Consider the following 24,896-nt stretch of genomic DNA (forward strand, 5'->3'; position numbering starts at 1 on the left):
ATTATTTTACGGCATGAAGGCCGCATTCTTTCTTACTTTGATCTTCCCACCACCAGCGTCCGGCGCGAAAATCTTCGCCCTCTTGTACGGCGCGGGTGCATGGCTGGCAGCCAATGCTCGGGAAACCCCTGTCATGCAATGTATTGTACGGTACGTTGTATCGCTTGATGTATGCCTTTACATCATCCAAAGCCCAGCTATAAATAGGATGGTACTTGAGTATATTGTTAACCTCGTCCCATTCCAGGTTATCCATATGCTGACGGTTAGCGGATTGATCGGCACGGATACCGGTTACCCAGCATTTGTTGCCTGCAAGGGCACGTTTTAAGGGTTCTATCTTGCGGATGCCGCAGCATTCCTTACGGTTTTCAACCGACTCATAAAAACTGCTTGGTCCTTTTTGGTTTACCATCGCCTCAACCAGTGAATGGTTAGGGTAGTAGGCAAATATCGGTTTGCCATACATTTCCATAGTGCGGTTCCAAACGTAATAGGTTTCAGGGAATATCCGCCCTGTTTCAAGTGTAAATATTTTTATCGGCAGGTCATTGGTGAAGATCATGTGGGTAATCACCTGATCTTCCCAGCCAAAACTGGTTGAAAAAACCACCTCTCCCGGGAATTGTTCCGCTAATTTGCGCAGCGCCTCCACAGGTTCAAGTCCGCTAATATCTTCTTTTATATAATTAATCAACTCACTCATCTCAAATCACCTTAATAATAAAATTGACAATGCTGCGCAGGCTAATAGCCACTACTATTACACCTACGGCCACCATAATTACCTTGGTAGATATTTTATTGGATATTTTTGCCGCGATAGGCGATGCAGCGGCGCTACCAATGATCAGCCCCGCCACCGCATGCCAATGCCCACTGTTAAGCATGGTTACAAAGGTTAGCGAACTCATTAACGCAATAAAAAACCTCGACAGTTTTACTGTGCCTAAGGAGAAACGCGCGTTACGGCCACCCGCTATTAATGTTGATAGCACGATGGAGCCCCAGCCGCCTCCGCCAACAGCATCAATAAAGCCACCGCCTAAACCCAGCAGTGATATTTTTTTGATCTTATCAGCCGATTTTTTGGGCTTACGGTTGAAGGCTTTTGACAAGATAACCAAACCTAATATTAATGTATATAATGATACAAACGGCTTGGTATAATGCGCATAATGCTCCAGCGATGACAAGAGATAAGCACCTGTTACCGCACCAATAATACCCGGGATAAGCAGTAGCTTGAATAGTTTCCAGTTTACATTACCCATACGGTAATGCATCCAACCGGCAATACCATTGCTTAATACTTCCGACAAATGCACCGCCATACTTGCCGATGCCGGCGGGACACCCATTGATAATGAAAACGTGGTAGATGTTACCCCGTATGACATGCCTATAGCGCCGTCTATCATTGAAAACACAAAACCAGCGCCCAGGAAATAATAGAACATCGGGTCAATGTTCTCTACATAATTCTGGAATGCCGGTTCGCGGTACCAAAGCGACACTACACTTATGCCCACAGCCGCTATTGATGTTAGCCAGATCAGCCAGCGTACAAACATCTTATTGTCTGGCTTAGCTTTTTTGGATTCAACTAATACAGCCGTCGCTTCGTTTAATTTGCGCACCTTATAGGCAAAATCTCCTTTAAGTGAATTTCTTAACTCACTCATTTGCTGTAAGGTGTCATCTATTTCATCCGGTATCTCACGGTTAAGGAATTCCTTTATTCGCTTAGCCACTGTAGGCGACTTGCCATTGGTAGAAATAGCGATCTTAAGATCACCTTTTTGGACGATAGAACTCAGATAGAAATCGCACAGGTCGGGTTTATCAGCAACATTGACCAGCAATTTACGATCATGCGCGGCCTGGCAAATATAATTGTTCAGGTCGCTGTCGTCGGTAGCGGCGATAACCAAATCGGCGGTGTTCAGGTCATATTCAGCAAAGCTTTTATTTACCACCTGCACACCTGCGTACTTTGACGCCAGCGCATGAATTTCAGGTAGTATTGTCCTGGCGATAACGGTAACCCTGGCACGCGGACTATTTTTGAGTACGGCCGTCAGCTTTTCCAAGCCAACATTGCCGGCACCAATAAGCACCGTATGCAAGTTATTGAGCTTGATAAAAACCGGGAAAAGTTGATTCCCTCTGTCTTTATCCTGTTCAACAGGTTTTACGCTATTATCTTCAGGCAACTGTGTCATACAATGCTTTGATCGTTTTAAATTCCGGATGAAGCGATACCACCTCGCCGAACACGATAAGCGCGGGCGAACTGATTTGCTTTTCGGCTACGGCAGCAACTATGGTATCAACAGTGCCTATGGCTATTTTCTCATTAACAGTAGTACCGCTTTGAATTACCGCCGCGGGTAAACTGCTTTTACCTTCGGCCTTAAACACTTCGGTAATTTCAGCCAATTTATGTATACCCATTAGCACCACTACGGTAGCCTTGCTTTTTGAGGCATCAATCAAATCTGATGATATTTTACCGTTGGCGGTAGTGCCGGTAACCACCCAAAAGCTTTCGCTTAAACCACGATGTGTAACGGGGATCTGTTGTAACTCGGGTACGCCAATGGAACTTGAAATACCCGGAACAACCTGCGCCTGTATATTATGCTGTGCTGCAAATTCAATTTCCTCAAATCCACGACCGAATACAAATGGATCGCCACCTTTAAGGCGAACCACATGGCCATAATTAAAAGCATAATCAACCATTAATTGATTGATGCTGGCTTGAGAATGTGTTTGATCGCCTGAACGTTTGCCTACGTAAACTTTGATTGAGTGCGCAGGAGCAAGGTCGAGCAATTCATCGTTTACTAAAGCGTCATATAAAATCACATCAGCAGTTTGAAGTGCTTTGATACCTTTTATGGTGATCAGATCCGCATCGCCGGGACCAGCACCTACTAAGGTAATGCGTGGCGTAATATCTTGTGTGTTGTTTATCATTATTTTACCAAAGCCTCCCTTTTTGCCTTGCTATCATTTAAAAATTGAGTTGCCTGTGCTAAATAAGCGGTGGCGAACTCCTCAGATGGTTCGTTTTTGTTGATCTGTAAAACCAAATCGTTAAACGAACCGATTAAATTAAACTCTCCGGAATCTACGTATTGCGCATCAAACTCATTGATTACGCCCGCCTGTGTGCTGCTGTTAATACTCTTATCAAGCAACAACGCTTTAGCCGAACTTACAAATACGCTATAAGCGTGATAAATAGCATCAGCCCAACGGCTTTCGGCATAAGCATCATTGGCCCAACCCAGTTTTTCTTCGGATTCGAATAATAATGTAGCCACCAGGTCGATAACCACACCGGCACATTCACCTACACCAATGGCGGTAACAAATGTTTCCTCGTGTCCCCAGTCAACAAACTCTTCTTCTGTTAAGGTAGTCAGGTCTGCAAGTGGTTTCAGCAAACGGTAAAAATAATCCTTACCCTGGCGGTCATAGTAGCCGTGATAAGTTTCGTCGGTAATGGAATTTGCTTTGTAATCATCCAATAACGAGCGTAAAACGCTGGTAGCCCTTTTTGCAGGTACCTTAACCACACGTTCAGCTACACGGCCAACGCCATTGCCAACTGTACCGCCGCCAAGCATCACTTGTACCGAAGGCAATACTTTTGTTCCGGCCTTTAGCGAGCTGCCATGCAGGCCAATATGTGCCAAACCATGCTGCCCACATGAATTCATACAACCACTAATCTTAATCTTGATCTCGCGGTTATAAATAAAGTCTTCATACTCGGTGTAGATCACATTCTCGAGTACACGAGCCATGGTCATGCTGTTGGAGATTCCCAGGTTACAGGTATCAGTACCCGGACAGGTGGTTACATCGGCCACGCTATCAAAACCCGGCGCTGATAGTTCCAATTCGGTCAGGCCGTTGTATAAAGCGGTTAAAGCTTCTTTGCGTACGTATTTTAATAACAGCCCTTGGTTTTGGGTGATGCGTAATTCATCAGCAACCAACGGTTTTAAAATATCAACCAGTTTGCGTGCGGTGGCTGTATCGATATCGCCTACAGGTACTTTAATATAAACTCCATAAAAGCCTTCCTGCTTTTGTTCAAATACATTAGTAGCCAGCCATTGCTCATAACGCAACGGGTTTACGGGTTGTACATCAGCGTAAACAGTGGTATCAGGTATAGCTGGCTGGGGGAGCGCTTCGCGGTTAATCGGGTACGTTTTTACCTTGTTGGCTACACGCTCTTCCTTTGCCAGGCGTAAAACTTCATCTAAACCTAACTTTTGCACCAAATATTTTAAACGGGCCTTGTTGCGATTGTTACGTTCGCCATAGCGATCAAATACACGAATAACAGATTCTATGTATGGAATGAGTTGATCTTCAGGCAAAAACTCATCTACAGCGCTTGCCAGAAAAGGTTGTGCGCCGAGTCCGCCTGCCAGTAATACTTTAAAGCCGCGTTCGCCCTGAGCATTCACCTTGGGGATGAAACCCAGGTCATGTATATAGCTAAAAGCCTCATCGCTATCTGTAGCCGAGAACGACATTTTGAACTTACGGCCCATTTCCTGGCAGATAGGATTACGTAAAAAGTACTCAAAAGTGGCATGCGCGTACGGCGATACATCAAATGGCTCCTTTGGGTCTATACCCGCGGTAGGGGCAGCCGTTACGTTACGTACGGTATTACCGCATGCTTCGCGCAGGGTAATATCGTCCTGCTCAAGCCTTGCCCAAAGCTCGGGCGTACGGTCAAGACTTACATAATGTATCTGAATATCCTGACGGGTAGTAAGGTGCAGGTTGCCGCTGCCGTATTCATCAGATATATCGGCAATAGTAAGCAACTGCTTAAAGGTAACTTTACCAAATGGCAGCTTAATACGTACCATTTGCACACCCGGCTGGCGCTGACCGTAAACCCCACGCGCAAGGCGCAGGCTCCTGAACTTTTCATCGTGTATCTTACCTTCCCTGAACAGGCGTATCTTCCGTTCAAGGTCTATAATATCTTTTTCAACTACAGGATTCTCCAGTTCTGTTCTGAAGCTTTGCATAACGAGAATTTGGTGGTTATTTATAAAAAAGCCCCTTTTGCTTGTGGCTAAAGAGGCGTTAATATCGCTTATTTATACTTATAGCCTAACATTTGCACGCTGACAGCAGCAGTACATCAGTTGCATATAAATATAAGTAATTTTCATAATGTCACAAATATATATATTCTATACGGAAATAATAGACTTTAAGTCAAAATTGCATTAATATGAATTTGTTATCCACATTACAGGCTGGTTATCAAAGTGTTTTCGCGCGCTATAATATCAGCAATGCTGGTTTCTGAGAGTATTTTGAGCGTAGCATCGCGTACATCAACAAAAACACTGCGTATGCCGCAGGTAGTTTCCTGGTGGCATTCGTCGCATTTGTGGTAAAAGTTGAGGCTTGCACATGGCACCATGGCAATAGGGCCGTCGGTTATGCGCATAATGCTTACTAAAAAAATATCCTTAGGGTCTTTATTCAGGCTGTAGCCGCCGCCCGCACCTTTCTTACTGTACAAAAAGCCCGCGTTGCGCAGGTCGAGTAATATTTGTTCCAGAAATTTTTTGGGTATGCGTTCTTCCTCTGCAATTTTTGAGATTTGCATGGGTGGCTTGTCTGTATTTTTGCCCAGAACAACCAATGCTTTGATAGCGTACTTAGTTTTTTTCGACAGCATCGTTTAAAGATACAATTCGCAAAGATATATGTTATATATAAAGAATATCTTTTTTATAGGGTAATAATTTGCTGACAGTAATCCTTTGAAAAAACATAACCGGCTGTTAAACCAAAAAACGCTCTTCGGTGTGCTGACTTATAACCTCGAGTGCATCACCTACGCGAATAACACCTGTTCCGCCGTGAAGCAGATTTTGCCCGAACATTATTTTTTGCCCTTTACGGCGATAGCCTGCCAGTGTTTTAAGCGGTTCCTTGTGCTTAACGGCAGTATCCTGGTCAATGGTCGTCATTACACACCTGGCGCAAAGTTTAACGCCCTGAAACCTTATACTATTAATGCTGAATTCATTAAATAAATCTTCAGCGTAGGGCTCTCCACCGCTAAATACAATGTTAGGGCGAAACCGGTTCATAGGCAGGGCCTCTGCCAGGCGACCGTTCAAGTCGTTCAGCGATTCTTCGCCGATCAGCAGAAAAGGATAGTCATCAGCAAAGGTCGTGATTCCATCGTTATGTGCATACCTTGGGTCTACCTTACGATGGGTATCTTCAGGCATAAATACCAGTTTGCAGTTCTTATTCAGTTTAGTACTGAACCATTCATCCGCCTCGTTACTAACCCTTATGGCCGGGCAGGTGATCTCCCAAATAGTGACATCAAATTTATCATCTGTTTGCGGTTCAAATGGTATGCGTATCGTTTCGGCATCCGGGGTGTAGGTTATCAACAAACTATTGGGTGTGATAGCAACCTTGAGTAAAGCCATGGCCGAGAAATGGCGTTGGGTCATAAACCGGTTTTTACTGTCTACAAGCAACCAGCGACGGTCGAATCTAAAACCGCGGTCGGTAACCTCTGCCTGTTGAAGCTGAATACCGCCTAATGATTTTACCGGATAGATATATAAGGCTGATATTTTAAACATACTTGTATTTATCAGTTGTAATCTATAAAACCTTTATCGGGTTTTTATGCTCATCAATGGCTACAAAGGTAAATGTACCGGTTATGGCTTTTTCGCGGTGCTCGGAGTACATTTCCTCAATAAAAATCTCTACCAATACCTTTAAACTGGTGTTGCCTACATGTATAACCCGGGCAATCAGTTCAACAATGGTGCCTGCCGGGATGGGTTTATTAAAATCAATACGATCAGACGATACGGTAACCATACGTTTACGGCTGAAACGCGTTGCGGCCATAAAAGCGGCTTCATCCATCATAAACATGGCGTTGCCGCCGTGCAGCGTATCGTAATGGTTTGTCGCGCCCGGAAAAATAGGTCTGAACATACGCGTTTCCGACTGCTGAATTTTTTCTTCAATATCCATGCGGCAAAAATAACAATACCACGCGTTTGGGCACGGTATTAAGCGTTTTTGTTGAAACAGATTATTGTATTATTTAGCGATAGCAGGCAACTCAAAATAAAAAGATGAGCCTTTGCCTGGTTCGCTTTCAACACCGATATCGCCACCATGCCGGCGGACAATTTCGGCGCAAAGATAAAGGCCGATGCCAAATCCGCTGATAGTTTGAGTTTGCTTGTTGCTTACACGGTAAAAACGATCAAACAGTTTTTGCTTGTCCTGCGCTTTTATACCTATACCCTGATCTTTAACAGTTACCCGAACACAGTTTTCGGTTTCGGTACATTCCACAACAATCGGGCTGCCTTTGGGTGAGTACTTAATAGCGTTGCTCAAATAGTTATTGATCACCTGGCCTATCTTTTCGCGGTCAGCCTCAACAAAAACCGGACTGCATCGATTGAATATGATAGGGTGGGTAGTATGTATCAGTTTCATTTCGTCCTCAACCTCATCAACCAATTGTTCCAGGTCAAACGTTTGCTTTTCGAGATAGATCTTCCCGGATTCAAGGCGTGATACATTAAGGAAACCGTTAATAAGCGATGTCATTTTTTTTACCTGTGTACCTGCTTTGCCAAGGGCTTGCGCGGTAAAAGTATCGTCTGCCTTTTGCGCCTTAGCGGTAAGCATCTGCAGGTAAGCGTTTAATGACGTTAGTGGTGTTTTAAGTTCATGGCTGACCATGCCGATGAAGTCATTTTTGCGCAGATCGTCTTCCTTAGCTTCCGTAACGTCTAACAAAGTTCCCGAGAAATATTTGTTACCGTCATGTTTATCCTGGTAAAGCTTGCCCGTAGCCTTAAACCAGCGTAATTGTTGGCTGTCGCGGGCTTTTAGGCTGAATTCTTCATCAAACGGTAAGCCTTTATTAATGGCATTCCGCATGGCTGATTTCACGCGGTCACGATGTTCATCACTAATTAAAGCCAGGGCATCGTTATAGCTCATGTATTCATCCTCATCGTAACCAAAGAAGCCCTTCATCCGTATGGAAGGTAAAAACTCATAGGTTTTCGCATCAATATTCCACGTCCCCATTTTGGATGACTCGATAGCCAGGCGTAACTGCTCCTCAGCCTTTTCAATAGCCTTGCGGCTAAGCACGCGCTCGGTATTATCAATTACGGTAGCTAACACCCGGTTTACGTTACCGTTCAGATCGAGCAGCGGCTGGTAATGAAAGTCTGCCAGAAACCTGCGTTCGCCTTCCTGAGGGTGATTATAATAAACTTCAATTTCCTTTTTTACCACGGGCTCGCCGGTATCAAGCACATGTTTCCACAGGCTTGGAAAAATCTGGTCTTTCATCTCCGGAAAAACCTCCAGCATCGGTTTACCTAAAACCTGGTCGGCTGTACGGTTCCAAAAGCGAAGTATCGCCTCATTGACCGAGGTTACAATATGTTCAGGCCCCTGTAAAACTACTACCGGGGCGGCTTGCGAATTCAGTATCTGATCAACCTTCGACTTACTGTAACGCAATTCCATTTGTGATTGCGCCAGTTCCTCAATTGTAGCCGTTAACTCTTCGTTAGTTGCTGAAAGTTCCTCATTAGTAGCCAGGTACTCTTCGTTTATGGCGGTCAGTTCTTCGTTAGAGGCGGCAAGTTCTTCAAAAAGTTCCTGTTCGTGGTTTTCCTTCTCAACAATAACCTTTCCCTGCCTTACTTCTTCCGTTACGTCAACTGCGGTATGTAAAATGCTGTAAACATCGCCGGTATCGCTTTTTATAGCGCGGTATTCAAAGTCAAAATATAACGTCTGTAGCTCGCCGTCAATAATTAAATCGGCAGGAGTATTCTCGGCTTTAAATGTTCTGCCTGTATGCCATACATTTTTGAGCAGGCTGGCAAAAGGTTGGCCTGCAATCTCCGGAATAGCTTCCTCAAACGTTTTACCTGTAACACTCCGGTCTTTACCCCACAAACGGAGCATACCTTCGTTTACGAAGCCTATATGGAGATGTTCGCTCACATAAATAGCAGTAGCATAGGTTGAGGAGGATAGCACTTGCAGAAGCAGGCTATCGTGTATATTGTTTTTTGACGCTAACGTCGGGTTATCCATCTTAAATAAAATATAGCATATATAAATATTCGGCACGCGTTAGTAGACGTGTAGATTATCGTTATAACATCCAAATTTATGTAAACAATTAGTAATTAATAACAGGCGGAAGTAATAATATAACTTAACAGCTAAATTGGCGTTGTGGTTTTAAAAATATATTCGCTTAATTATGTTTGGCTTTTATCCATCCCAACAGGCTATAGAGTATGGAAATTTTTGATGATATTGGATATTTACAACACGGTAACGCTGCTCAAAAAAGCGCCTACGGTACGCTAAGCAGGTATCATATCATGGATCTACTTAAGTACTATGATCCATTACTAACCGGTACGGTACCTATAGCCGTCAACATTGAAAGCAGTGACCTTGATATAATTTGCTGTTACCACGATCATGACAGCTTTGCTGGACATATTACAGAACTATTTAATGGGTTCAAGAATTTCGAATTAATTGTAAAAAGCAGCGCAGTCGTAGCAAATTTTACGGTTGACAATTTTCAGATCGAGATTTATGGTGAGGCCAAACCAACCCGTATGCAACATGCTTACCGGCACATGCTGATAGAGCACCGGTTATTACAAATCCATGGAGATGACCTTAGAACCCGGGTAATCTGCCTGAAAAAGGCTGGTTACAAAACCGAGCCTGCGTTTGCAATCGCTTTGGGCCTCACGGGCGATCCGTACCGGGCTTTGCTTGATTTAGAGCTGTAACCGCTGTTAAATTGGTATTTGTTTTTTACGTGACATTGGTTAAAAAACTAAAAATGTATTTTTGTAAAAGCCGCTGAACAGAACCACCATTTTATGATTGATGATTTTTACAAAGAATTGCTTACCAAACCACGTGCTAAACAGGTAGTTCCGTCTAACGATAAAATTGCGGGTTGGGCGCTTAAGGTAGTATATCTTTTATACCCCGAGCATTCAACCATGGCGCTTGAGTCCCTGTCTGACTTAAAGCAGCACGTTGCTGATTTACAAAACGAGCTGGCTAATATTTTAAGCACAGGCGCACATGCCGACGCGGTTACCGGGCATGATATAGCTGCTGAATTTTTTGAGCAGTTACCATTGCTGTACGCTACTTTAAATACGGATATACAGGCTATTTACGACGGCGACCCTGCCGCGCAAAGCGAATTTGAGGTAATACGTACCTATCCGGGGTTTTACGCTATTTGCTTTTATCGTATAGCACACATATTGTATAATTTCAACGTGGCATTTATCCCACGGATATTGACGGAGCATGCGCATTCAAAAACAGGAATTGACATACACCCCGCAGCCAAAATAGGAGAGTATTTTCATATTGACCATGGCACCGGTATTGTAATTGGCGAAACTTGCGTTATCGGCAATTATGTAAAGCTTTATCAAGGGGTTACGCTGGGCGCGTTGAGCGTACGCAAAGGCCTGTCGGGCGTAAAAAGGCATCCGGATGTTGAGGACAGGGTGATCATTTATTCGGGCGCTACTATATTAGGCGGTAATACGGTTATAGGGCACGATAGCGTTATAGGGGGTAATGTTTGGTTAACCAACAGTGTTGCACCATACTCTACGGTTTATCATATCCCTAAAATCACTATACAAAAAGTTACACAACAATAAGAATTTTATAATGGCAGGAGTTACCGATTTTATAGGCAATACACCATTAGTTAAGCTGGCAAAACTTAACCCGAACCCTAATGTGGCTGTTTACGCCAAGCTTGAAGGTAACAACCCGGGCGGCAGCGTTAAAGACCGGGCTGCCCATAACATGATACGCAGTGCCATTGAACGCGGCGATATTAACGAAGGCACCAAACTGGTTGAAGCCACCAGCGGCAATACCGGTATTGCCTTGGCCATGATAGCACGGTTGTATAATCTGGATATCGAATTGGTTATGCCCGCAAATTCTACGCGTGAACGCACGCTTACTATGGAAGCCTACGGCGCTAAAGTTACCTTACTTGAGAATATCGAGGTTTGCCGGGATTACGCAGAAGAGAAAGGCGCAACGGCCGGGTACTTTCTGTTAAACCAGTTTGCTAACACGGATAACTATATGGCCCACTACAAAACTACCGGGCCCGAGTTATGGCGCGATACGCAAGGCAAAATAACCCACTTTGTGAGCGCTATGGGCACAACCGGTACCATTATGGGCTGCTCAAAATATCTTAAAGAAAAAAATTCAGATATACAGATAGTTGGCTGCCAGCCTACAGAAGGTTCTTCTATACCCGGCATTCGCCGTTGGCCCGAGGCTTATTTGCCTAAAATATTTAATCCGGCCAGTGTTGACCGTATTATGGATATTGACGAGGCCGTTGCCGTAGACATGACACGCCAGCTGGCAAAGGTTGAAGGCATTTTTGCGGGAATGAGCAGCGGTGGCGCATGTTCTGCCGCCATTAAACTGGCACAGGAGTTAGATAGCGGAACTATTGTATTCATAGCCTGCGACCGCGGCGACCGCTACCTCAGCAGCGGCCTTTTTGGCGACGTTCCGGATACTAATATTTAAAATTGAAATAGTTGCGGGCGTTGTAATAACATATATCGCTGATGATTTTGCCTGTCCACGCTATATCGGCAGGCAGTTCACCGTTTTCGATATCCTCACCAAACAAATTACACAGTATACGCCTGAAATACTCATGCCGTGGGTAGGACAGGAAGCTGCGAGAATCGGTAAGCATACCCACCATCCGGCTGATAAGGCCGATGTTTGAAAGTGAGTTTAGCTGGCGCATCATGCCGTCTTTTTGATCCAGAAACCACCAGGCCGAGCCAAATTGCATTTTACCGGCAATCTCGCCATCGTTAAAGCATCCAACAACTGACGCGATAACTTCGTTATCAGCCGGATTGAGGTTATAAACAATGGTTTTAGCCAGCGCGTTCTCAGTGTTTAGTTTATCAAGAAAGCGCGCCAACGCCGCCGCCTGGCTAAAATCCCCAATGGCATCCCAGCCAGTATTAGGGCCGAGTGTGTTTAAGCCTTTGTTGTTGATATTACGCAGCGCGCCAAGATGAAATTGTTGTGTCCAGCCTTTTTCGTGATTCCACCGGGCAACCTCAAATAAAATGGCTGATTTAAACTGGTTTGCCAGTTGACGACTAACCGGCTTGTTAGCTCTTATTTTATCAAAAACGGATTTAATGTCGGCTTCCGTGTAGTCGTCAGCATAAATATGGTCAATACCGTGGTCAGAAAGCATGCAGCCATTATCAGCAAAGTAATCATGCCTGCTTTTTAACGCGGTCAAATAATCATCATAAGTGCTAATCTCCATATCCGCAACGGCGACAAGCTTGTCAATATACTTGTTCAGGATTTCGGGTTCACCTGCGTTCATAGCCGTGTCAGGCCTGAAGGTAGGGTACACATTTACATCAAAACCATCTTTTAACAATTGACGATGATGTGCCAAATCATCAACGGGATCATCCGTAGTACAAATAACTTCCACGTTCATCCGGGTGATGAGTGAGCGCGTGCTGAATTCCGGTTGCTGCAGGCTGGCTGTACAGCTATCGTAAATGTTTTTTGCGGTTTTTGGTGATAATATATCGTTGATTCCAAAATATCGCTGCAGCTCTAGGTGGCTCCAGTGGTAAAGCGGATTACGCAGTGTATAAGGGATAGTAGCTGCCCATTGCTCAAATTTTTCATAATCGCTGCGGTTGCCGGTTATATATTCCTCGTTAACACCGTTTGTACGCATGGCGCGCCATTTATAATGATCGCCGCGCAACCATACATCCGTGAGATTAGCAAAGTTTTTATTGTTAGCTATTTCATCCGGCGGCAGGTGGCAATGGTAATCTATTACAGGCAGATCTTTTGCATAATCGTGATAAAGCTGTTTAGCAGTATCATTGGTAAGCAAAAAGTTTTCATTTAAAAAGCTTTGCACAGTGGTAGTATTTTTATTGCGATTATAACGAGTTTAAATGCAAAGTGATAAGATAAACTTCTTTAAAATTACGCAAACGTTACCGAACGCCCTCTGTCAGTTTTAAATCAATGTTGAAACTTATATTGGTTGTTATGTTACCTTTTAAACTACCTTAGCACTCAATGAAAGCAATTATATTTGATTTAAACGGCACCATGATAAACGATATGTGGTACCATACCCTTGCTTGGGAGGATATCCTGAACAATGACCTTGGCGGGAATTTTACCCGTGAAGAGGTTAAGCAAAACATGTATGGAAAAAATCACGAATTGCTGGTGCGCATGTTTGGCCAGGGGCGCTTTACCGTCGAGGAAATGGATAAGCTTTCGCTCGAAAAAGAAAAGCGCTATCAACAAGCCTTTTTACCCGAGCTGAAACTATTACCCGGCTTACAGGAGTTTTTAGAACAAGCACATAATAAGGGTATATTGATGGCTATCGGGTCGGCCGCTATACCTTTTAATATCGACTTTGTATTAGATGGTTTGAATATCCGTAAATACATCCAGGTAGTAGTTAGCGCTGATGATGTTACCGTTAGCAAGCCGCACCCGGAAACTTTTATTAAAGCCGCCCAGCTGTTGAATGTGCCCCCGCAGGATTGTTTGGTTTTTGAAGATGTACCCAAAGGAGCAGAGGCGGCAGCCAATGCCGACATGAAAGCTGTTATCCTGACGACTACGCATGAGGTAGATGAATTTAGTTATTTAGACAACATCCTCCATTTTGCGCCCGATTTTAACGATTCGTATATTAAAAGCCTGGTTAAGTAATTATCACAACAAATAATTATGCCCGCTGTTAACTATTCTAAATAGAAATCAATAAACAACAATAACATGGAATTTACCTATTATGGCCACGCTTGCTTTGCTGTTAAAATAGGCGGGAAAAATATTCTATTTGACCCGTTCATCACGCCTAATGAATTGGCAAAGGCAATTGATATCAACACAATACCGGCCGACTATATTTTTGTATCTCACGGGCATTCTGATCACATGATTGATGTGGAAAGTATTGCTAATCGTACCGGTGCTAAAGTAATTGCCAGCTTTGAGGTGCATACCTGGTTTAACAACAATGGCGTGAGCAATACGCATCCCCTAAACCCAGGCGGACAACTGGCGCTCGATTTTGGTAAAGTAAAATGCTTTACCGCAGTACATTCAAGCAGTATGCCTGACGGAAGTTACGGCGGCGTAGCAACCGGTTTCGCTATCAAGAGCGACGAAGGCAATTTTTATTACAGTGGCGATACTGCCCTGACTTTGGACATGCAGCTAGTGCCACGCTGGGCTGATCTTGATTATGCAGTATTACCTATAGGTGATGACCTGACTATGGGTATAGATGATGCCATTGAAGCCGCTAAAATGGTAGGTGTAAATACCGTTTTTGGCGTGCATTACAATACTTTTGGTTTTATTATGATAGATACCGAAGATGCCAAACAACGCTTCGAGCAGGCTGGAATAAAATTACTTTTACCGGCAATAGGCGAAACAATAACAATTTAACAGGTCAATATTAAATGTGGAAGCCATCCAAAAGGGTGGCTTTTTTGTTATACAACATTAACGTAATGATGGCTGTTAATAAAGCAGTTTAGTTAAGTTTGCATATGAGGAAGTATATACTGATCTTTTTTATATTGTGTTTGAAGTTGCTAACATACGCTCAATCTACAGATTCAGTTATACATAGCGAAACGGATACTGCCCATAGCGATAATCTGAAAAATCAGTTAAATAGTGTGCAACAGCTATCAGCAGAGGGGGTTGCTGATTCGTTAAAAAGAACGGAACTTGAAGCCAGGGTAGCACGCTTAACACTGAATGATGCTCAGCGGTCTGCGTTGGTAAAAGAACTCAACGCCCTAAAACAAAAAGATTCGTTAAGAACGATCAGGCAAAAACAACAGGTTGACTCACTCAGGAAATTTGTAAAAGGTTTTCCGGTTAAACCCTTCCGGGATACTATTTTTTCGCTCTATTTAAAGCAAGGAAGTTTTACAGCTAAAGACCGGGCAGACGCAATAGAACAACGTTTGATAAGGCTTGCGGATAATTACCGCTTCAGCACTGACTCTTTAAAAATCAGCGAAGCCGAACAAACTACGGATATCATTTATGCCGATGAACTGATCATGTCTGTATCAGATATGGATGCCCTCTGGGAAAATACGTCCCGCGAAAAGCTGGCGCAGAAACTGCGTGCCGCCATGGGCAGCGCAATCAATATCCACCGCGACGAAACGAGCATTCAAACCCTTGTAAAAGAAGGCTTGCTCGCTTTGTTGGTGATTGGCGTGTTAAGTTTGCTGATATTCTTCATAAACAGGTTATTCAAATGGTTTACCAGCAAGCTGGCATTAAGTGAGCGGGTCTCAAAAAAAGGCGTACATATTCGCAATTATCAACTGCTGACTCCGGCCAGGCAACTTGGATTAATAAATACAGTTATCGGGTTAGTGCGCTGGGTGATTATCCTAATTACAATTTATTTTGCACTCACTATACTCTTTAGCATATTTCCGTTTACGCGCGATATTTCGACTGCCTTGCTCGGGTATATATTAAGCCCGTTGCGGCGGATAGGCGAAGCCATCTGGAACTATATTCCAAACCTGATTACCATAATAATTCTTGTTGTCGTATTTAGGTATATGCTACGTTTTTTCAACTTTATAAAGCTCGAAATTGAACGTGGCCAGTTAACCATTCCGGGATTTTATCCGGATTGGGCAAACCCCACTTATCAAATTATAAGGGTATTGATACTGGCATTTATGCTGGTGGTTATATTTCCGTATCTGCCAGGTAACGAGTCGCCTATTTTTAAGGGAGTATCCGTATTTGTGGGAGTATTGTTCACCTTCGGTTCAGCAGGGGCGTTAGGCAATGTGGTAGCGGGTTTGGTATTGACCTACATGCGGGCATTTAAAATTGGCGACAGGGTTAAAATAGGTGAGGTAACCGGTGATATAATTGAAAAGAACTTGCTGGTTACACGTATCCGCACTATTCAAAACGAGATTATTTCTATACCCAATTCTACGGTAATGAGTAATCACACCGTAAATTACAGCAGCGATGCAACGCATGGGATTGATTGTGCACACAACAGTTACTTGTGGGTACGATGTGCCATGGCGGCTAGTGCATCAATTGCTTATTGATACTGCAACACGTACTACAATGCTTGAGAAAGAACCCGCGCCTTACGTGTTGCAAACCAGTTTAGACGATTTTTATGTGAGCTATCGTGTAAACGCTTTTACAAAATTGCCAAATAAGCAGGCCGCTATTTATTCTGAGCTACATGCAAATATTCAGGACGTATTTCATGAGGCCGGGATTGAATTGATGTCGCCAAGATATTATGCCGTAAGGGATGGCAATGCCACCGCCATGCCGCCTGAATACCTGCCAAAAGATTATCAGCCGGGCAGTATAAAAGTAAAGATCGACGATAAGTAGGTTAAGTGATAAGTATTGTTGGCATGACTTATACTTCTGCCTATATTTGAGAGTTTTGTAATAACCATGTTATCTAAAAAGTACATCACTTTATTAGTAGTAGTTTACTTGTTGTCATTGTTATCAACTTCGGTTATAGCGCAGCAGCCAGTAAATTTATCTAACAAAAAAGCATCAAAAGAAGCCAAGGCGCTTTTTAGCTACTTATTGGCTATAAACGGTAAAAAAACATTGTCGGGCCAAATGGATGTGAAGTGGGGTGATGGCGAGCTAAAATATATTCAGGATGTTACCGGTAAACAGCCTGCCATTCGTGGGATGGATTTTATTGACAGTGTCGAAAATGATAACGAGATTGCACATGCCATTGAATGGTGGCGCAAAGGCGGTATACCAACCATTATGTGGCATTGGGGAGCACCAGCAATCGGGCAAGGTTACGATAATTCAAAGAAAGAGATTGATATAGCAAAATGCTTTGAAGTGGGTACGCCGGAAAATTTAGCCATGTGGGCTGAACTGAGGGACAAGGCCCGTCTGTTAAAAAAGCTTAAAGATGCCAAGGTACCGGTGCTTTGGCGACCCTTCCATGAAATGAACGGAACGTGGTTTTGGTGGAGCAAGCAAGGCCCGGAACCGCTGAAAAAGCTGTGGATAACCATGTACAACTATTTTGTTAAGCAGGAAAAGCTCAATAATTTGATTTGGGTATTCTGCTATACCTCAAAGCCCGACATAGCCTGGTACCCCGGGGACGCATATGTGGATATTGTTGGCGCTGATGATTATGGCGACGATAGTCCGCACGCGGCTATGTACAATCCAGCCAAACAAATAAGTAACCGAAACATCCCGATCGCTTACCATGAATGCGGCATACCGCCTGATCCGGACAAGTGCATTGCTGAAGGCGTTATTTGGTCGTGGTGGATGGAGTGGCATACCGGGCATTTAACATCAGTAGACAAAGAATATCTGAAGCGAGTTTACAATCATGATTTGATTATTACACTTGATGAAGTGCCCGATATAATTAAAAAATACGGCAAATAGCAGTTTATTCAACAGCGTGTAATTTTTACACAACTTATCAAACTTAACATTCCCTTTAACTTGCAAATGTACATTTGGGTCATGGGCGCAAGTGGCATCTACAGCGAGATTGATTTACTTAAATTGCTTAAAAAAGGCGATAAACTGGCTTTTGAGCAGCTATACAACAGCTACTGGAAAAGCCTTTACCTATCAGCTTACAGTCGCGTTGATGATGAAGATATCGCTAAAGATATCGTGCAAAATGTATTTGTTGACGTTTGGCAAAAGCGCGGCACCATTGTGGTAACCAGTAGTATAAAGCAATACTTACATGGTGCAGTGAAGATGAAGGTATTGCAACATTATCGCTCGGAAAACATCAAACAACAGGTACTGGATAATGCCCTTGAACGCATTACGCAATTGTTACACTCGCATCAAAATCTTTCTACCTACTTTGATCTGGAACGTATTGTTAGCGAAGAAGTGGCAGAAATGCCGGTAAATATGAAAAATAGCTTCTTACTCAGAAGCGATAGCTATTCCATCAAAGAAATTGCCGGCAACCTAAACCTGGCCGAGCAAACGGTTTCTAACAACATTACCGAAGCGCTTAAAAGGCTTAAGAAGCGCATCAAAATGGAATATCCTGAACGTTATGCCGGATGCGTAGTTGCTGTCACCGCTCTGTTTACAAATAATTAACCTAAGGTTCATTTTAAATTGAAGTAGTTAGGCGGTAGTTGTGCAACTTGATAATAAAGCACAATTACTGAATGACTCCGGCCGAACTAAAAGATCTTTTTGAGCGCTATTCTAAAAACCAGGTTACTGAAGCCGAAAAACAGCTGGTTGATGATTGGTATGCATCTTATACGGAAAGCCAGCTTAACCCGGATGACGAGCAGCGCCTGCAGGCAGATATACGCGGGCTTATCAAACTCGAAACAGAGAAACCTGAAGCGAAGGTTCGTACTATAAAGTTTATGCGTTATGCGGCGGCCGTCGCTATATTACTGGTCTCTGTATCGTTATTCATTCGCAAAAAAGCACCGGTTTTATTAAATTCTGTTTCAGGCAAAGAGCGTTTTACGCAAATCAAAACCAAAACCGGCGAGGTAAAAAAGATCAGTTTGCCTGATGGATCGTCAGTTTGGCTTAACGCAAACAGTGAAATCCGCATCAGTGATGATTTTCAGAACCGGCAACAGCGTTCAATTTATCTAGACGAGGGCGAAGCTTTTTTTGAAGTGACCAAAAATCCCCGGCGCCCATTCCTGGTTAAAACGCCTCATGTAACTACCCGGGTGCTGGGTACATCCTTCAACATAAAAGCGTATCAAACATTGAAACGCGCCATAGTAACTGTACGGACAGGTAAAGTGCAAGTGACTAATAGTAAAAAGCTGCTGGCTATTTTAACACCCAGCATGCAGGTAACCTACAATACGGTAAACGATAAAAAGCGTATAGAAACGGTTGACGGCTCCGTGGCCCGCGCATGGACTGAGGGCAAGCTTGTATTTAACAAAGCGAACTTTGACGACCTGGCGTTCGCAATAGCTAATATCTACGGTATACAATTAAAAAGCAAAAACAAAGCAGCGGCCGGATATCGCTATAATATTCATATTAACACATCGCGCACACTTGAAGAAACGCTGCGTGTCATTTGCTCGGTACATCAAAATCAATACAGGAGGATAAACAATGAAGTAATTATTTACTGATAATATTTAAATAAAAAGGCCGGAACTGAAGCAGTACCGGCCGGTGCTTGCATTGCTGACAGATTGAGCCCTAACAGCTTTGCCCTTAGTTCATTAAAAATTCACTAAAGAAATCAAATGTATGAAAAAAAACTTACGTCGCTTAAGTAAAGCTATGCGTATTACGTTTCTTATTTACACCGCATTGATTGCCTTTTCGGGAGTGCTGGTAGCCTCGCCGTCATCAGGGCAGATATTTGAAAAGCGCATCAGCGTTTCATTAAAAAACGAAACGCTTGCCGCGTCATTAAAAAAGGTTGAACAAGCCGGAAAAGTAGACTTTGCCTACGATCCGCAAATGGTCAATTTAAACAGCGTTATTATTAAAAATCGCGATTTTAGCAACGAGCGCCTGTATAATGTGCTTAAAAAACTGTTGAGTAATACCTCAATCGGTTTTAAAGAAGAAGTGCAAGGCACCATTACACTCTACAAAAAAGCCGAGAAGCCTAAGGCTGCTCCCGGCAAAATATCAGGTAAAATAATTGATGAAAAAGGCGAACCTTTGCCTGGCGCTACCATTATGCTTGTTGAAGCCAATAAAGGTGTGCAAGCAAACATTGATGGCGCTTTCGGCATCGAGGCTGAAGAGGGTGTGTATACGGTGATTGTAAGCTTCGTTTCTTACGAGTCAAAACGTATACCCGGCGTGCGTATTAAAGCCGGCGAAACAACACAACTCAATACGGTTAGCCTTACCGGGCAAAGCGGTACGCTTAACGAGGTGTTGGTTGTTGGTTACGGTACGCAGAAGAAGGAAAACCTGACGGGTTCTGTTGATCAGGTTACATCGAAGGTTTTAGAGAACCGTTCTTTACCAAATCTTGCACAGGGTTTGCAGGGCACTATCCCCAACTTAAACATTGTACCGCTTGATGGCAAACCCGTGCAATCGCCAACGTTTAACATCCGGGGTATTACCTCAATTGGTCAGGGTGGCAACGCGTTGGTTTTAGTTGATGGTGTTGAGGGCGATCCAAGCCGTATCAACCCTGCCGACGTTGCCAGCGTATCGGTATTAAAAGATGCCTCTTCGGCCGCTATATATGGTGCACGCGGTGCTTTTGGCGTGGTGTTGATTACTACCAAAAATCCGTCAAAAGAAAAAACAAGCATAACTTACTCATTCAATCAATCCATAAAAAGCCCGACTACGGTACCTGAGTTTGTTACCGATGGCTATACTTTTGCCAAAATGTTTAATGAGGCCTGGAGTGCCTGGAACGATTACTCGCAAACGCCGCAAAATATCAACAAAACGGTAAAGTTCACTCAGCCGTATTTGGCCGAACTTGAAAAGCGCAATAACGATCCCTCATTGCCTACCACTATTGTTAACGCTACAGGTGATTATGAATATTATGGCGATACTGACTGGTATAAGTTGCTTTATAAAGATCATAACAGCGCCCGTGAGCATAACCTGTCAATTTCAGGTAACAGCGGTAAGGCCGATTTTTTGATCACCGGCCGTTATTTCTCACAGGATGGTTTGTTCCGTTACAACAGTGATGATTATAATATTTATAACCTGCGTGCAAAAGGCTCATTACAGGTATACCCATGGTTAACTATCAGCAACAATGCTGATTATTCAAACATGAAATACCATAACCCGCTTAACGTAGGCGAGGGTGGCAGTATATGGCGTAATATTGCAGATGAAGGTCATACCATGGTGCCGTTATTAAATCCCGATGGTACATTAACTTATTCAGCGGCTTATTCAGTAGGTGACCTTTATTACGGTAAAAACGGAATTGACTTTGATAACCGTGTTTTCCGTAATACAACGAGTTTTAACGCGCACTTTTTTGATAATGTGTTTCGTGTAAAAGGTGACTTCACTTTCCAGAATACCGATAACGGTCAGGATCGTAAACGTGTACCGATTCCTTACAGTACAAGGCCAGGTGTTATACAGTATATAGGTACCGCGTACAATGATTTACAGAAGATTCAGGAAAATACAAAATACCTGGCTACAAATATTTACGGCGAGTATGAGCCTAAATTAAAAGGCGGGCATTATTTTAAAGCTCTTGCTGGTTACAATTACGAGCAATCAACATTTGAGCATTTAGAGGTAACGCGTAATGGTCTGTTGCAGGAAGATGCTACAGATATTAACCTTGCCCTTGGCCAGGGAATTACTCCAAAAGGCGGTTGGGAAGAATGGGCTATATTAGGTGGTTTTTATCGCTTAAATTACTCGTATAAGGACAGGTATCTGATTGAAACTAACGGGCGCTATGATGGATCATCCAAATTCCCGGGAAATCAGCGTTATGCTTTCTTTCCTTCAGTTTCAGCCGGGTGGAGAGTTTCTGAAGAACCATTCTTTACCATATCAAAAGATCTGATTAGCAACTTAAAGTTTCGCGGCTCATATGGCTCATTAGGTAATGGCAGTATTGGTTCATACCGGTTTCAGGAAACTTTAGACATTACACGATCAGGCCGAATATTAAACGGTGTTTTACCTCAGCGTACAAGCAACCCGGTTGTGTTACCTAATGGTTTAACCTGGGAAACCTCCCGTACTAAGAACATTGGTGTAGATATAGGTATGTTAAATGATCGGTTAAACATAAGCGCCGATGGTTACATCCGCGATACTAAAAACATGTATACTACAGGCCCAACGGTGCCGGGTGTTTTTGGTGCCCTACCACCAAAAGGTAACTATGCCGACCTGCAAACAAAAGGTTGGGAAGTAACTGTGAACTGGCATGATCGTTTTGATTTAAGCAGTAAACCTTTTAATTATAGTGTAAGGCTTACCTTATCTGATTACCTGGCCAAAGTCACCAAATACAACAATACAGATAAGAGGTTAAGTGATTACTATACCGGCCAAACGCTTGGTGAGATATGGGGCTACACTACATTAGGTTACTTTACGTCAGCCGAAGATATTGCCAATTCACCAAAACAAATATTAACCAAGGCGTCAACAACCGGCCAGTTACTACCGGGCGACATCAAATTTGCCGACCTTGATGGTAATGGTGTTATAGACAATGGCTTGCAAACCGCTAATAACCCTGGTGACCGTAGAATCATAGGTAACTCAACCCCACGTTATACATATGGTATAGGTTTAAATGCCGACTGGAACAATTTCTCGTTCTCTGCTTTTTTGCAAGGTGTGGGTAAACGCGATTGGTACCCAGGTTCAGAAGCCAGCGTATTTTGGGGGCAATATAACCGGCCTTACAACAAAATACCGGTATCTATGATCGGCAATATCTGGTCAGAAGATAACCCGGACGCTTATTTTCCCCGCTATCGTGGCTACTCGGCGCAAAACGGATCGGGCGAGTTGGCACAGGCACAAACCAAGTACCTGCAAAACGCGGCCTATCTGCGCCTTAAAAACATTCAGTTAGGTTACAACCTGCCGTTACAGCTCATACAAAAAATCAAGCTAAGCAATCTTAGGGTGTTTGTTTCGGGCGAGAATCTGTTAACATGGTCGCCATTATACAAGGTAACCAAGGATATTGATCCTGAAAGCATCAACGGATCAGACAGGATACTTACGGACGGCGGCAGTGGTAACGGCAACAATTATCCGATACTTAAGAGCGTAACCCTTGGCGTAACAGCAACTTTCTAATTAAATACAAACAATTTAATCAGCTTAAATATGTTTTCAATAAAATTTAAATATAACAAGATACTGCTGAGCATAACATTTATTGCTGTTATTGCAGCGGGCTGTAAAAAGCTTGATCAGGAACCACAGTCGGCAGCAACACCACCCGCAGTATTTGGTAGTACTGATGGTTTACAATTATACGTAAATTCAATGTACGAGATACTGCCGGATGCAGGCGCGTTAGTACGTGGTGATGCCATGTCTGATTATGCTGCCCGTACCTCTGTTCCGGATTTTTTAAGACCCGGCGCTTATGGCCCGCAGCAAAGCACAGGCTGGTCATCGAATGATTGGTCTGCACTGAGAAATATCAACTATTTTTTAATTAACAATGTAAGGCCGCAAGTACCGGAAGATAAGCGCCGACACTTTAATGGCCTGGCCAGATTCTTTCGTGCTTGGTTTTATTTTGATAAGCTTAAGCGTTTTGGTGATGTGCCATGGATAAATTCACCCATGGCGGTAGATGATCCTAAATTGTACGGTGGCCGTGATTCACGTGTACTTGTGGTTGATTCAATAATAGCCGACCTGGATTACGCTTCACAAAACATCACTACAACAACTGATGCCTCACGCACACAAATTACCAAAAATATTGTGTATGCCTTTAAGTCAAGAATATGCTTATTTGAAGGTACCTTCCGTAAATATCATACCGAATACAATTTGACTTCATCAGCCAATGGATTGTTACAACAGGCTGCGGATGCAGCTAAAGCAGTTATAGATGCCAATGCTTTTAGCCTGAACACAGGAGGCGGCACTGATAAAGCGTACCGTCAACTATTTACCAGCACAACACCAGTTAGTAATGAGGTGATGCTGGCCGCTGTTGTTGACCCGGCGCTGGGCATTTTTAACGATGCCAACTGGTATTGGACAAGCGCTACCTACGGCGATCGTTTAAGCCTGATACGTACCTTTGTTAATACATATTTAAATATTGACGGCACACCATTTACCAGCCAAGCCGGTTATAGAACCATGCCGTTTGCCGAAGAAGTAAAAGGCCGCGATCTGCGCTTACAGCAAACTATACGTATGGGTAATTACACTCGTTTAAATGGTACAAAACAGGAGTTAACACCTCCGGCATTTTCATATACCTATACAGGTTATCATCCTATAAAGTTTACGCTTGACGATATATCAATGGATGGCGGTTCGCGTAACACTAACTCTATTCCATCAATACGCTATGCCGAAGTATTGTTGAATTATGCGGAGGCTAAGGCTGAATTAGGAACATTTGTTGATGCTGACTGGAACCTAACCATAGGTGCCTTACGCCGCCGTGCCGGTATAACAGGTAATACAAGCGCTAAACCAACAACGGTTGATACGTACTTGCAAACCAATTACTTTCCGGGGATAAGCGATCCATCGTTATTGGAGATCAGGCGTGAGCGTGGTATAGAACTGGTGTTTGAGGGATTCCGTTTTAATGATATTGTTCGTTGGAAACGTGGTGAGTTGATGGACAAAGAGTGGAATGGTATTTATGTGCCAGAGCTGAATAAGCCAATGGATCTGAACGGTGATGGCGTGCTTGATGTAGCTTTTTATCGTACCATGCCAACTGCTGTAGCCGGTGTTACTTACGTGAGCGTGGCAGACAACTTATCAACCGGAACAGTAAACCCGCAACGCCTTAACAGCAGTAACGAACTTACCTGGCTTACAAACGTAACGCGTAAGTGGGATGATAAATATTATCTTTACCCGATACCTGAAACCGAAAGGCTGATCAATCCAAAACTTGGTCAAAACCCCGGCTGGTAATACTA

General features: G+C 43.4%; 21 protein-coding genes. 12 read left to right on the plus strand and 9 right to left on the minus strand.

The window, feature by feature from the left end; all coding sequences use genetic code 11:
• Nucleotide 1: 1 nt before the first annotated feature.
• The 8 genes from ABD960_RS08270 to ABD960_RS08305 form a co-directional block, all read right to left on the minus strand.
• Complete coding sequence (locus tag ABD960_RS08270; RefSeq protein WP_345330553.1) at nucleotides 2-706, minus strand: phosphoadenylyl-sulfate reductase; 705 nt, start codon at nucleotides 704-706, stop codon at nucleotides 2-4.
• A gap of 1 nt (nucleotide 707) precedes the next feature.
• The gene (locus ABD960_RS08275; protein WP_345330554.1) at nucleotides 708-2,225 is read right to left on the minus strand and encodes a TSUP family transporter; all 1,518 of its coding nucleotides are present in this window, start codon (nucleotides 2,223-2,225) and stop codon (nucleotides 708-710) included.
• Entirely contained in the window at nucleotides 2,209-2,985 is a 777-nt protein-coding gene (gene cobA, locus ABD960_RS08280) for a uroporphyrinogen-III C-methyltransferase (protein WP_345330555.1), read from the minus strand. The genes ABD960_RS08275 and cobA overlap by 17 nt, the downstream gene beginning before the upstream one ends.
• Nucleotides 2,985-5,075, minus strand: a complete 2,091-nt coding sequence (locus tag ABD960_RS08285) for a nitrite reductase (protein WP_345330556.1) — start codon at nucleotides 5,073-5,075, stop codon at nucleotides 2,985-2,987. The genes cobA and ABD960_RS08285 overlap by 1 nt, the downstream gene beginning before the upstream one ends.
• A gap of 227 nt (nucleotides 5,076-5,302) precedes the next feature.
• Nucleotides 5,303-5,740 carry an RrF2 family transcriptional regulator gene (locus ABD960_RS08290; protein ID WP_345330557.1) on the minus strand — a complete coding sequence of 146 codons (438 nt, stop codon included), beginning with the start codon at nucleotides 5,738-5,740 and terminating at the stop codon, nucleotides 5,303-5,305.
• Between the two features lie 106 nt (nucleotides 5,741-5,846).
• Nucleotides 5,847-6,671, minus strand: coding sequence for an MOSC domain-containing protein (locus ABD960_RS08295; RefSeq protein WP_345330558.1), 825 nt, complete (start codon nucleotides 6,669-6,671; stop codon nucleotides 5,847-5,849).
• A 22-nt stretch (nucleotides 6,672-6,693) separates the two neighbouring features.
• On the minus strand, nucleotides 6,694-7,077 hold the full coding sequence (locus tag ABD960_RS08300) for an acyl-CoA thioesterase (protein WP_232175597.1): 384 nt from the start codon (nucleotides 7,075-7,077) through the stop codon (nucleotides 6,694-6,696).
• Between the two features lie 69 nt (nucleotides 7,078-7,146).
• Nucleotides 7,147-9,186: an ATP-binding protein gene (locus ABD960_RS08305; protein ID WP_345330559.1), complete on the minus strand. Its 2,040-nt coding sequence runs from the start codon at nucleotides 9,184-9,186 to the stop codon at nucleotides 7,147-7,149.
• Nucleotides 9,187-9,395: 209 nt separating this feature from the next.
• On the opposite strand from ABD960_RS08305, the gene ABD960_RS08310 reads away from it, so the two are divergent.
• The 3 genes from ABD960_RS08310 to cysM all read left to right on the plus strand — a co-directional run bounded on the left by ABD960_RS08310 (nucleotide 9,396) and on the right by cysM (nucleotide 11,715).
• Nucleotides 9,396-9,908: a DUF4269 domain-containing protein gene (locus ABD960_RS08310; protein WP_345330560.1), complete on the plus strand. Its 513-nt coding sequence runs from the start codon at nucleotides 9,396-9,398 to the stop codon at nucleotides 9,906-9,908.
• 93 nt (nucleotides 9,909-10,001) lie between these two features.
• Entirely contained in the window at nucleotides 10,002-10,811 is an 810-nt protein-coding gene (epsC, locus tag ABD960_RS08315; RefSeq protein WP_345330561.1) for a serine O-acetyltransferase EpsC, read from the plus strand.
• A gap of 10 nt (nucleotides 10,812-10,821) precedes the next feature.
• A complete protein-coding gene (gene cysM / locus ABD960_RS08320) occupies nucleotides 10,822-11,715 on the plus strand; it encodes a cysteine synthase CysM (RefSeq protein ID WP_345330562.1) in 894 nt (297 codons plus the stop codon).
• Here cysM and uxaC read toward each other — a convergent pair.
• Nucleotides 11,705-13,111, minus strand: coding sequence for a glucuronate isomerase (gene uxaC / locus ABD960_RS08325; RefSeq protein ID WP_345330563.1), 1,407 nt, complete (start codon nucleotides 13,109-13,111; stop codon nucleotides 11,705-11,707). The two genes, cysM and uxaC, sit on opposite strands and share 11 nt — an antisense overlap.
• Before the next feature lie 164 nt (nucleotides 13,112-13,275).
• Between uxaC and ABD960_RS08330 the strand changes: the two genes are divergently transcribed.
• From ABD960_RS08330 to ABD960_RS08370, 9 genes are all read left to right on the plus strand, one after another.
• On the plus strand, nucleotides 13,276-13,929 hold the full coding sequence (locus tag ABD960_RS08330; protein ID WP_345330564.1) for an HAD family hydrolase: 654 nt from the start codon (nucleotides 13,276-13,278) through the stop codon (nucleotides 13,927-13,929).
• A gap of 66 nt (nucleotides 13,930-13,995) precedes the next feature.
• Nucleotides 13,996-14,676 carry a metal-dependent hydrolase gene (locus ABD960_RS08335; RefSeq protein ID WP_345330565.1) on the plus strand — a complete coding sequence of 227 codons (681 nt, stop codon included), beginning with the start codon at nucleotides 13,996-13,998 and terminating at the stop codon, nucleotides 14,674-14,676.
• Between the two features lie 140 nt (nucleotides 14,677-14,816).
• Entirely contained in the window at nucleotides 14,817-16,337 is a 1,521-nt protein-coding gene (locus tag ABD960_RS08340; RefSeq protein ID WP_345330566.1) for a mechanosensitive ion channel family protein, read from the plus strand.
• Complete coding sequence (locus ABD960_RS08345; protein ID WP_345330567.1) at nucleotides 16,261-16,638, plus strand: hypothetical protein; 378 nt, start codon at nucleotides 16,261-16,263, stop codon at nucleotides 16,636-16,638. The genes ABD960_RS08340 and ABD960_RS08345 overlap by 77 nt, the downstream gene beginning before the upstream one ends.
• 66 nt (nucleotides 16,639-16,704) lie before the next feature.
• Complete coding sequence (locus ABD960_RS08350) at nucleotides 16,705-17,691, plus strand: glycosyl hydrolase (RefSeq protein WP_345330568.1); 987 nt, start codon at nucleotides 16,705-16,707, stop codon at nucleotides 17,689-17,691.
• A gap of 66 nt (nucleotides 17,692-17,757) precedes the next feature.
• On the plus strand, nucleotides 17,758-18,378 hold the full coding sequence (locus ABD960_RS08355) for a sigma-70 family RNA polymerase sigma factor (RefSeq protein WP_345330569.1): 621 nt from the start codon (nucleotides 17,758-17,760) through the stop codon (nucleotides 18,376-18,378).
• Between the two features lie 71 nt (nucleotides 18,379-18,449).
• Complete coding sequence (locus ABD960_RS08360; protein WP_345330570.1) at nucleotides 18,450-19,403, plus strand: FecR family protein; 954 nt, start codon at nucleotides 18,450-18,452, stop codon at nucleotides 19,401-19,403.
• Nucleotides 19,404-19,557: 154 nt separating this feature from the next.
• Nucleotides 19,558-23,064 (plus strand): SusC/RagA family TonB-linked outer membrane protein, encoded by a 3,507-nt coding sequence (locus ABD960_RS08365; protein WP_345330571.1) that lies wholly within the window; start codon nucleotides 19,558-19,560, stop codon nucleotides 23,062-23,064.
• 30 nt (nucleotides 23,065-23,094) lie between these two features.
• Complete coding sequence (locus ABD960_RS08370; protein ID WP_345330572.1) at nucleotides 23,095-24,891, plus strand: RagB/SusD family nutrient uptake outer membrane protein; 1,797 nt, start codon at nucleotides 23,095-23,097, stop codon at nucleotides 24,889-24,891.
• Nucleotides 24,892-24,896 lie beyond the last annotated feature (5 nt).

This window comes from Mucilaginibacter defluvii (genome assembly GCF_039543225.1).
GTDB classification, from domain to species: Bacteria; Bacteroidota; Bacteroidia; order Sphingobacteriales; family Sphingobacteriaceae; genus Mucilaginibacter; species Mucilaginibacter defluvii.

Excerpts from the sequence above, each read along its gene's own strand:
- ABD960_RS08270 (WP_345330553.1), bottom strand. The coding sequence starts at position 706 with ATGAGTGAGTTGATTAATTATATAAAAGAAGATATTAGCGGACTTGAA.
- ABD960_RS08275 (WP_345330554.1), bottom strand. The coding sequence starts at position 2,225 with ATGACACAGTTGCCTGAAGATAATAGCGTAAAACCTGTTGAACAGGAT.
- cobA (WP_345330555.1), bottom strand. The coding sequence starts at position 2,985 with ATGATAAACAACACACAAGATATTACGCCACGCATTACCTTAGTAGGT.
- ABD960_RS08285 (WP_345330556.1), bottom strand. The coding sequence starts at position 5,075 with ATGCAAAGCTTCAGAACAGAACTGGAGAATCCTGTAGTTGAAAAAGAT.
- ABD960_RS08290 (WP_345330557.1), bottom strand. The coding sequence starts at position 5,740 with ATGCTGTCGAAAAAAACTAAGTACGCTATCAAAGCATTGGTTGTTCTG.
- ABD960_RS08295 (WP_345330558.1), bottom strand. The coding sequence starts at position 6,671 with ATGTTTAAAATATCAGCCTTATATATCTATCCGGTAAAATCATTAGGC.
- ABD960_RS08300 (WP_232175597.1), bottom strand. The coding sequence starts at position 7,077 with ATGGATATTGAAGAAAAAATTCAGCAGTCGGAAACGCGTATGTTCAGA.
- ABD960_RS08305 (WP_345330559.1), bottom strand. The coding sequence starts at position 9,186 with ATGGATAACCCGACGTTAGCGTCAAAAAACAATATACACGATAGCCTG.
- ABD960_RS08310 (WP_345330560.1), top strand. The coding sequence starts at position 9,396 with ATGGAAATTTTTGATGATATTGGATATTTACAACACGGTAACGCTGCT.
- epsC (WP_345330561.1), top strand. The coding sequence starts at position 10,002 with ATGATTGATGATTTTTACAAAGAATTGCTTACCAAACCACGTGCTAAA.
- cysM (WP_345330562.1), top strand. The coding sequence starts at position 10,822 with ATGGCAGGAGTTACCGATTTTATAGGCAATACACCATTAGTTAAGCTG.
- ABD960_RS08330 (WP_345330564.1), top strand. The coding sequence starts at position 13,276 with ATGAAAGCAATTATATTTGATTTAAACGGCACCATGATAAACGATATG.
- ABD960_RS08335 (WP_345330565.1), top strand. The coding sequence starts at position 13,996 with ATGGAATTTACCTATTATGGCCACGCTTGCTTTGCTGTTAAAATAGGC.
- ABD960_RS08345 (WP_345330567.1), top strand. The coding sequence starts at position 16,261 with ATGGGATTGATTGTGCACACAACAGTTACTTGTGGGTACGATGTGCCA.
- ABD960_RS08350 (WP_345330568.1), top strand. The coding sequence starts at position 16,705 with ATGTTATCTAAAAAGTACATCACTTTATTAGTAGTAGTTTACTTGTTG.
- ABD960_RS08355 (WP_345330569.1), top strand. The coding sequence starts at position 17,758 with ATGTACATTTGGGTCATGGGCGCAAGTGGCATCTACAGCGAGATTGAT.
- ABD960_RS08360 (WP_345330570.1), top strand. The coding sequence starts at position 18,450 with ATGACTCCGGCCGAACTAAAAGATCTTTTTGAGCGCTATTCTAAAAAC.
- ABD960_RS08365 (WP_345330571.1), top strand. The coding sequence starts at position 19,558 with ATGCGTATTACGTTTCTTATTTACACCGCATTGATTGCCTTTTCGGGA.
- ABD960_RS08370 (WP_345330572.1), top strand. The coding sequence starts at position 23,095 with ATGTTTTCAATAAAATTTAAATATAACAAGATACTGCTGAGCATAACA.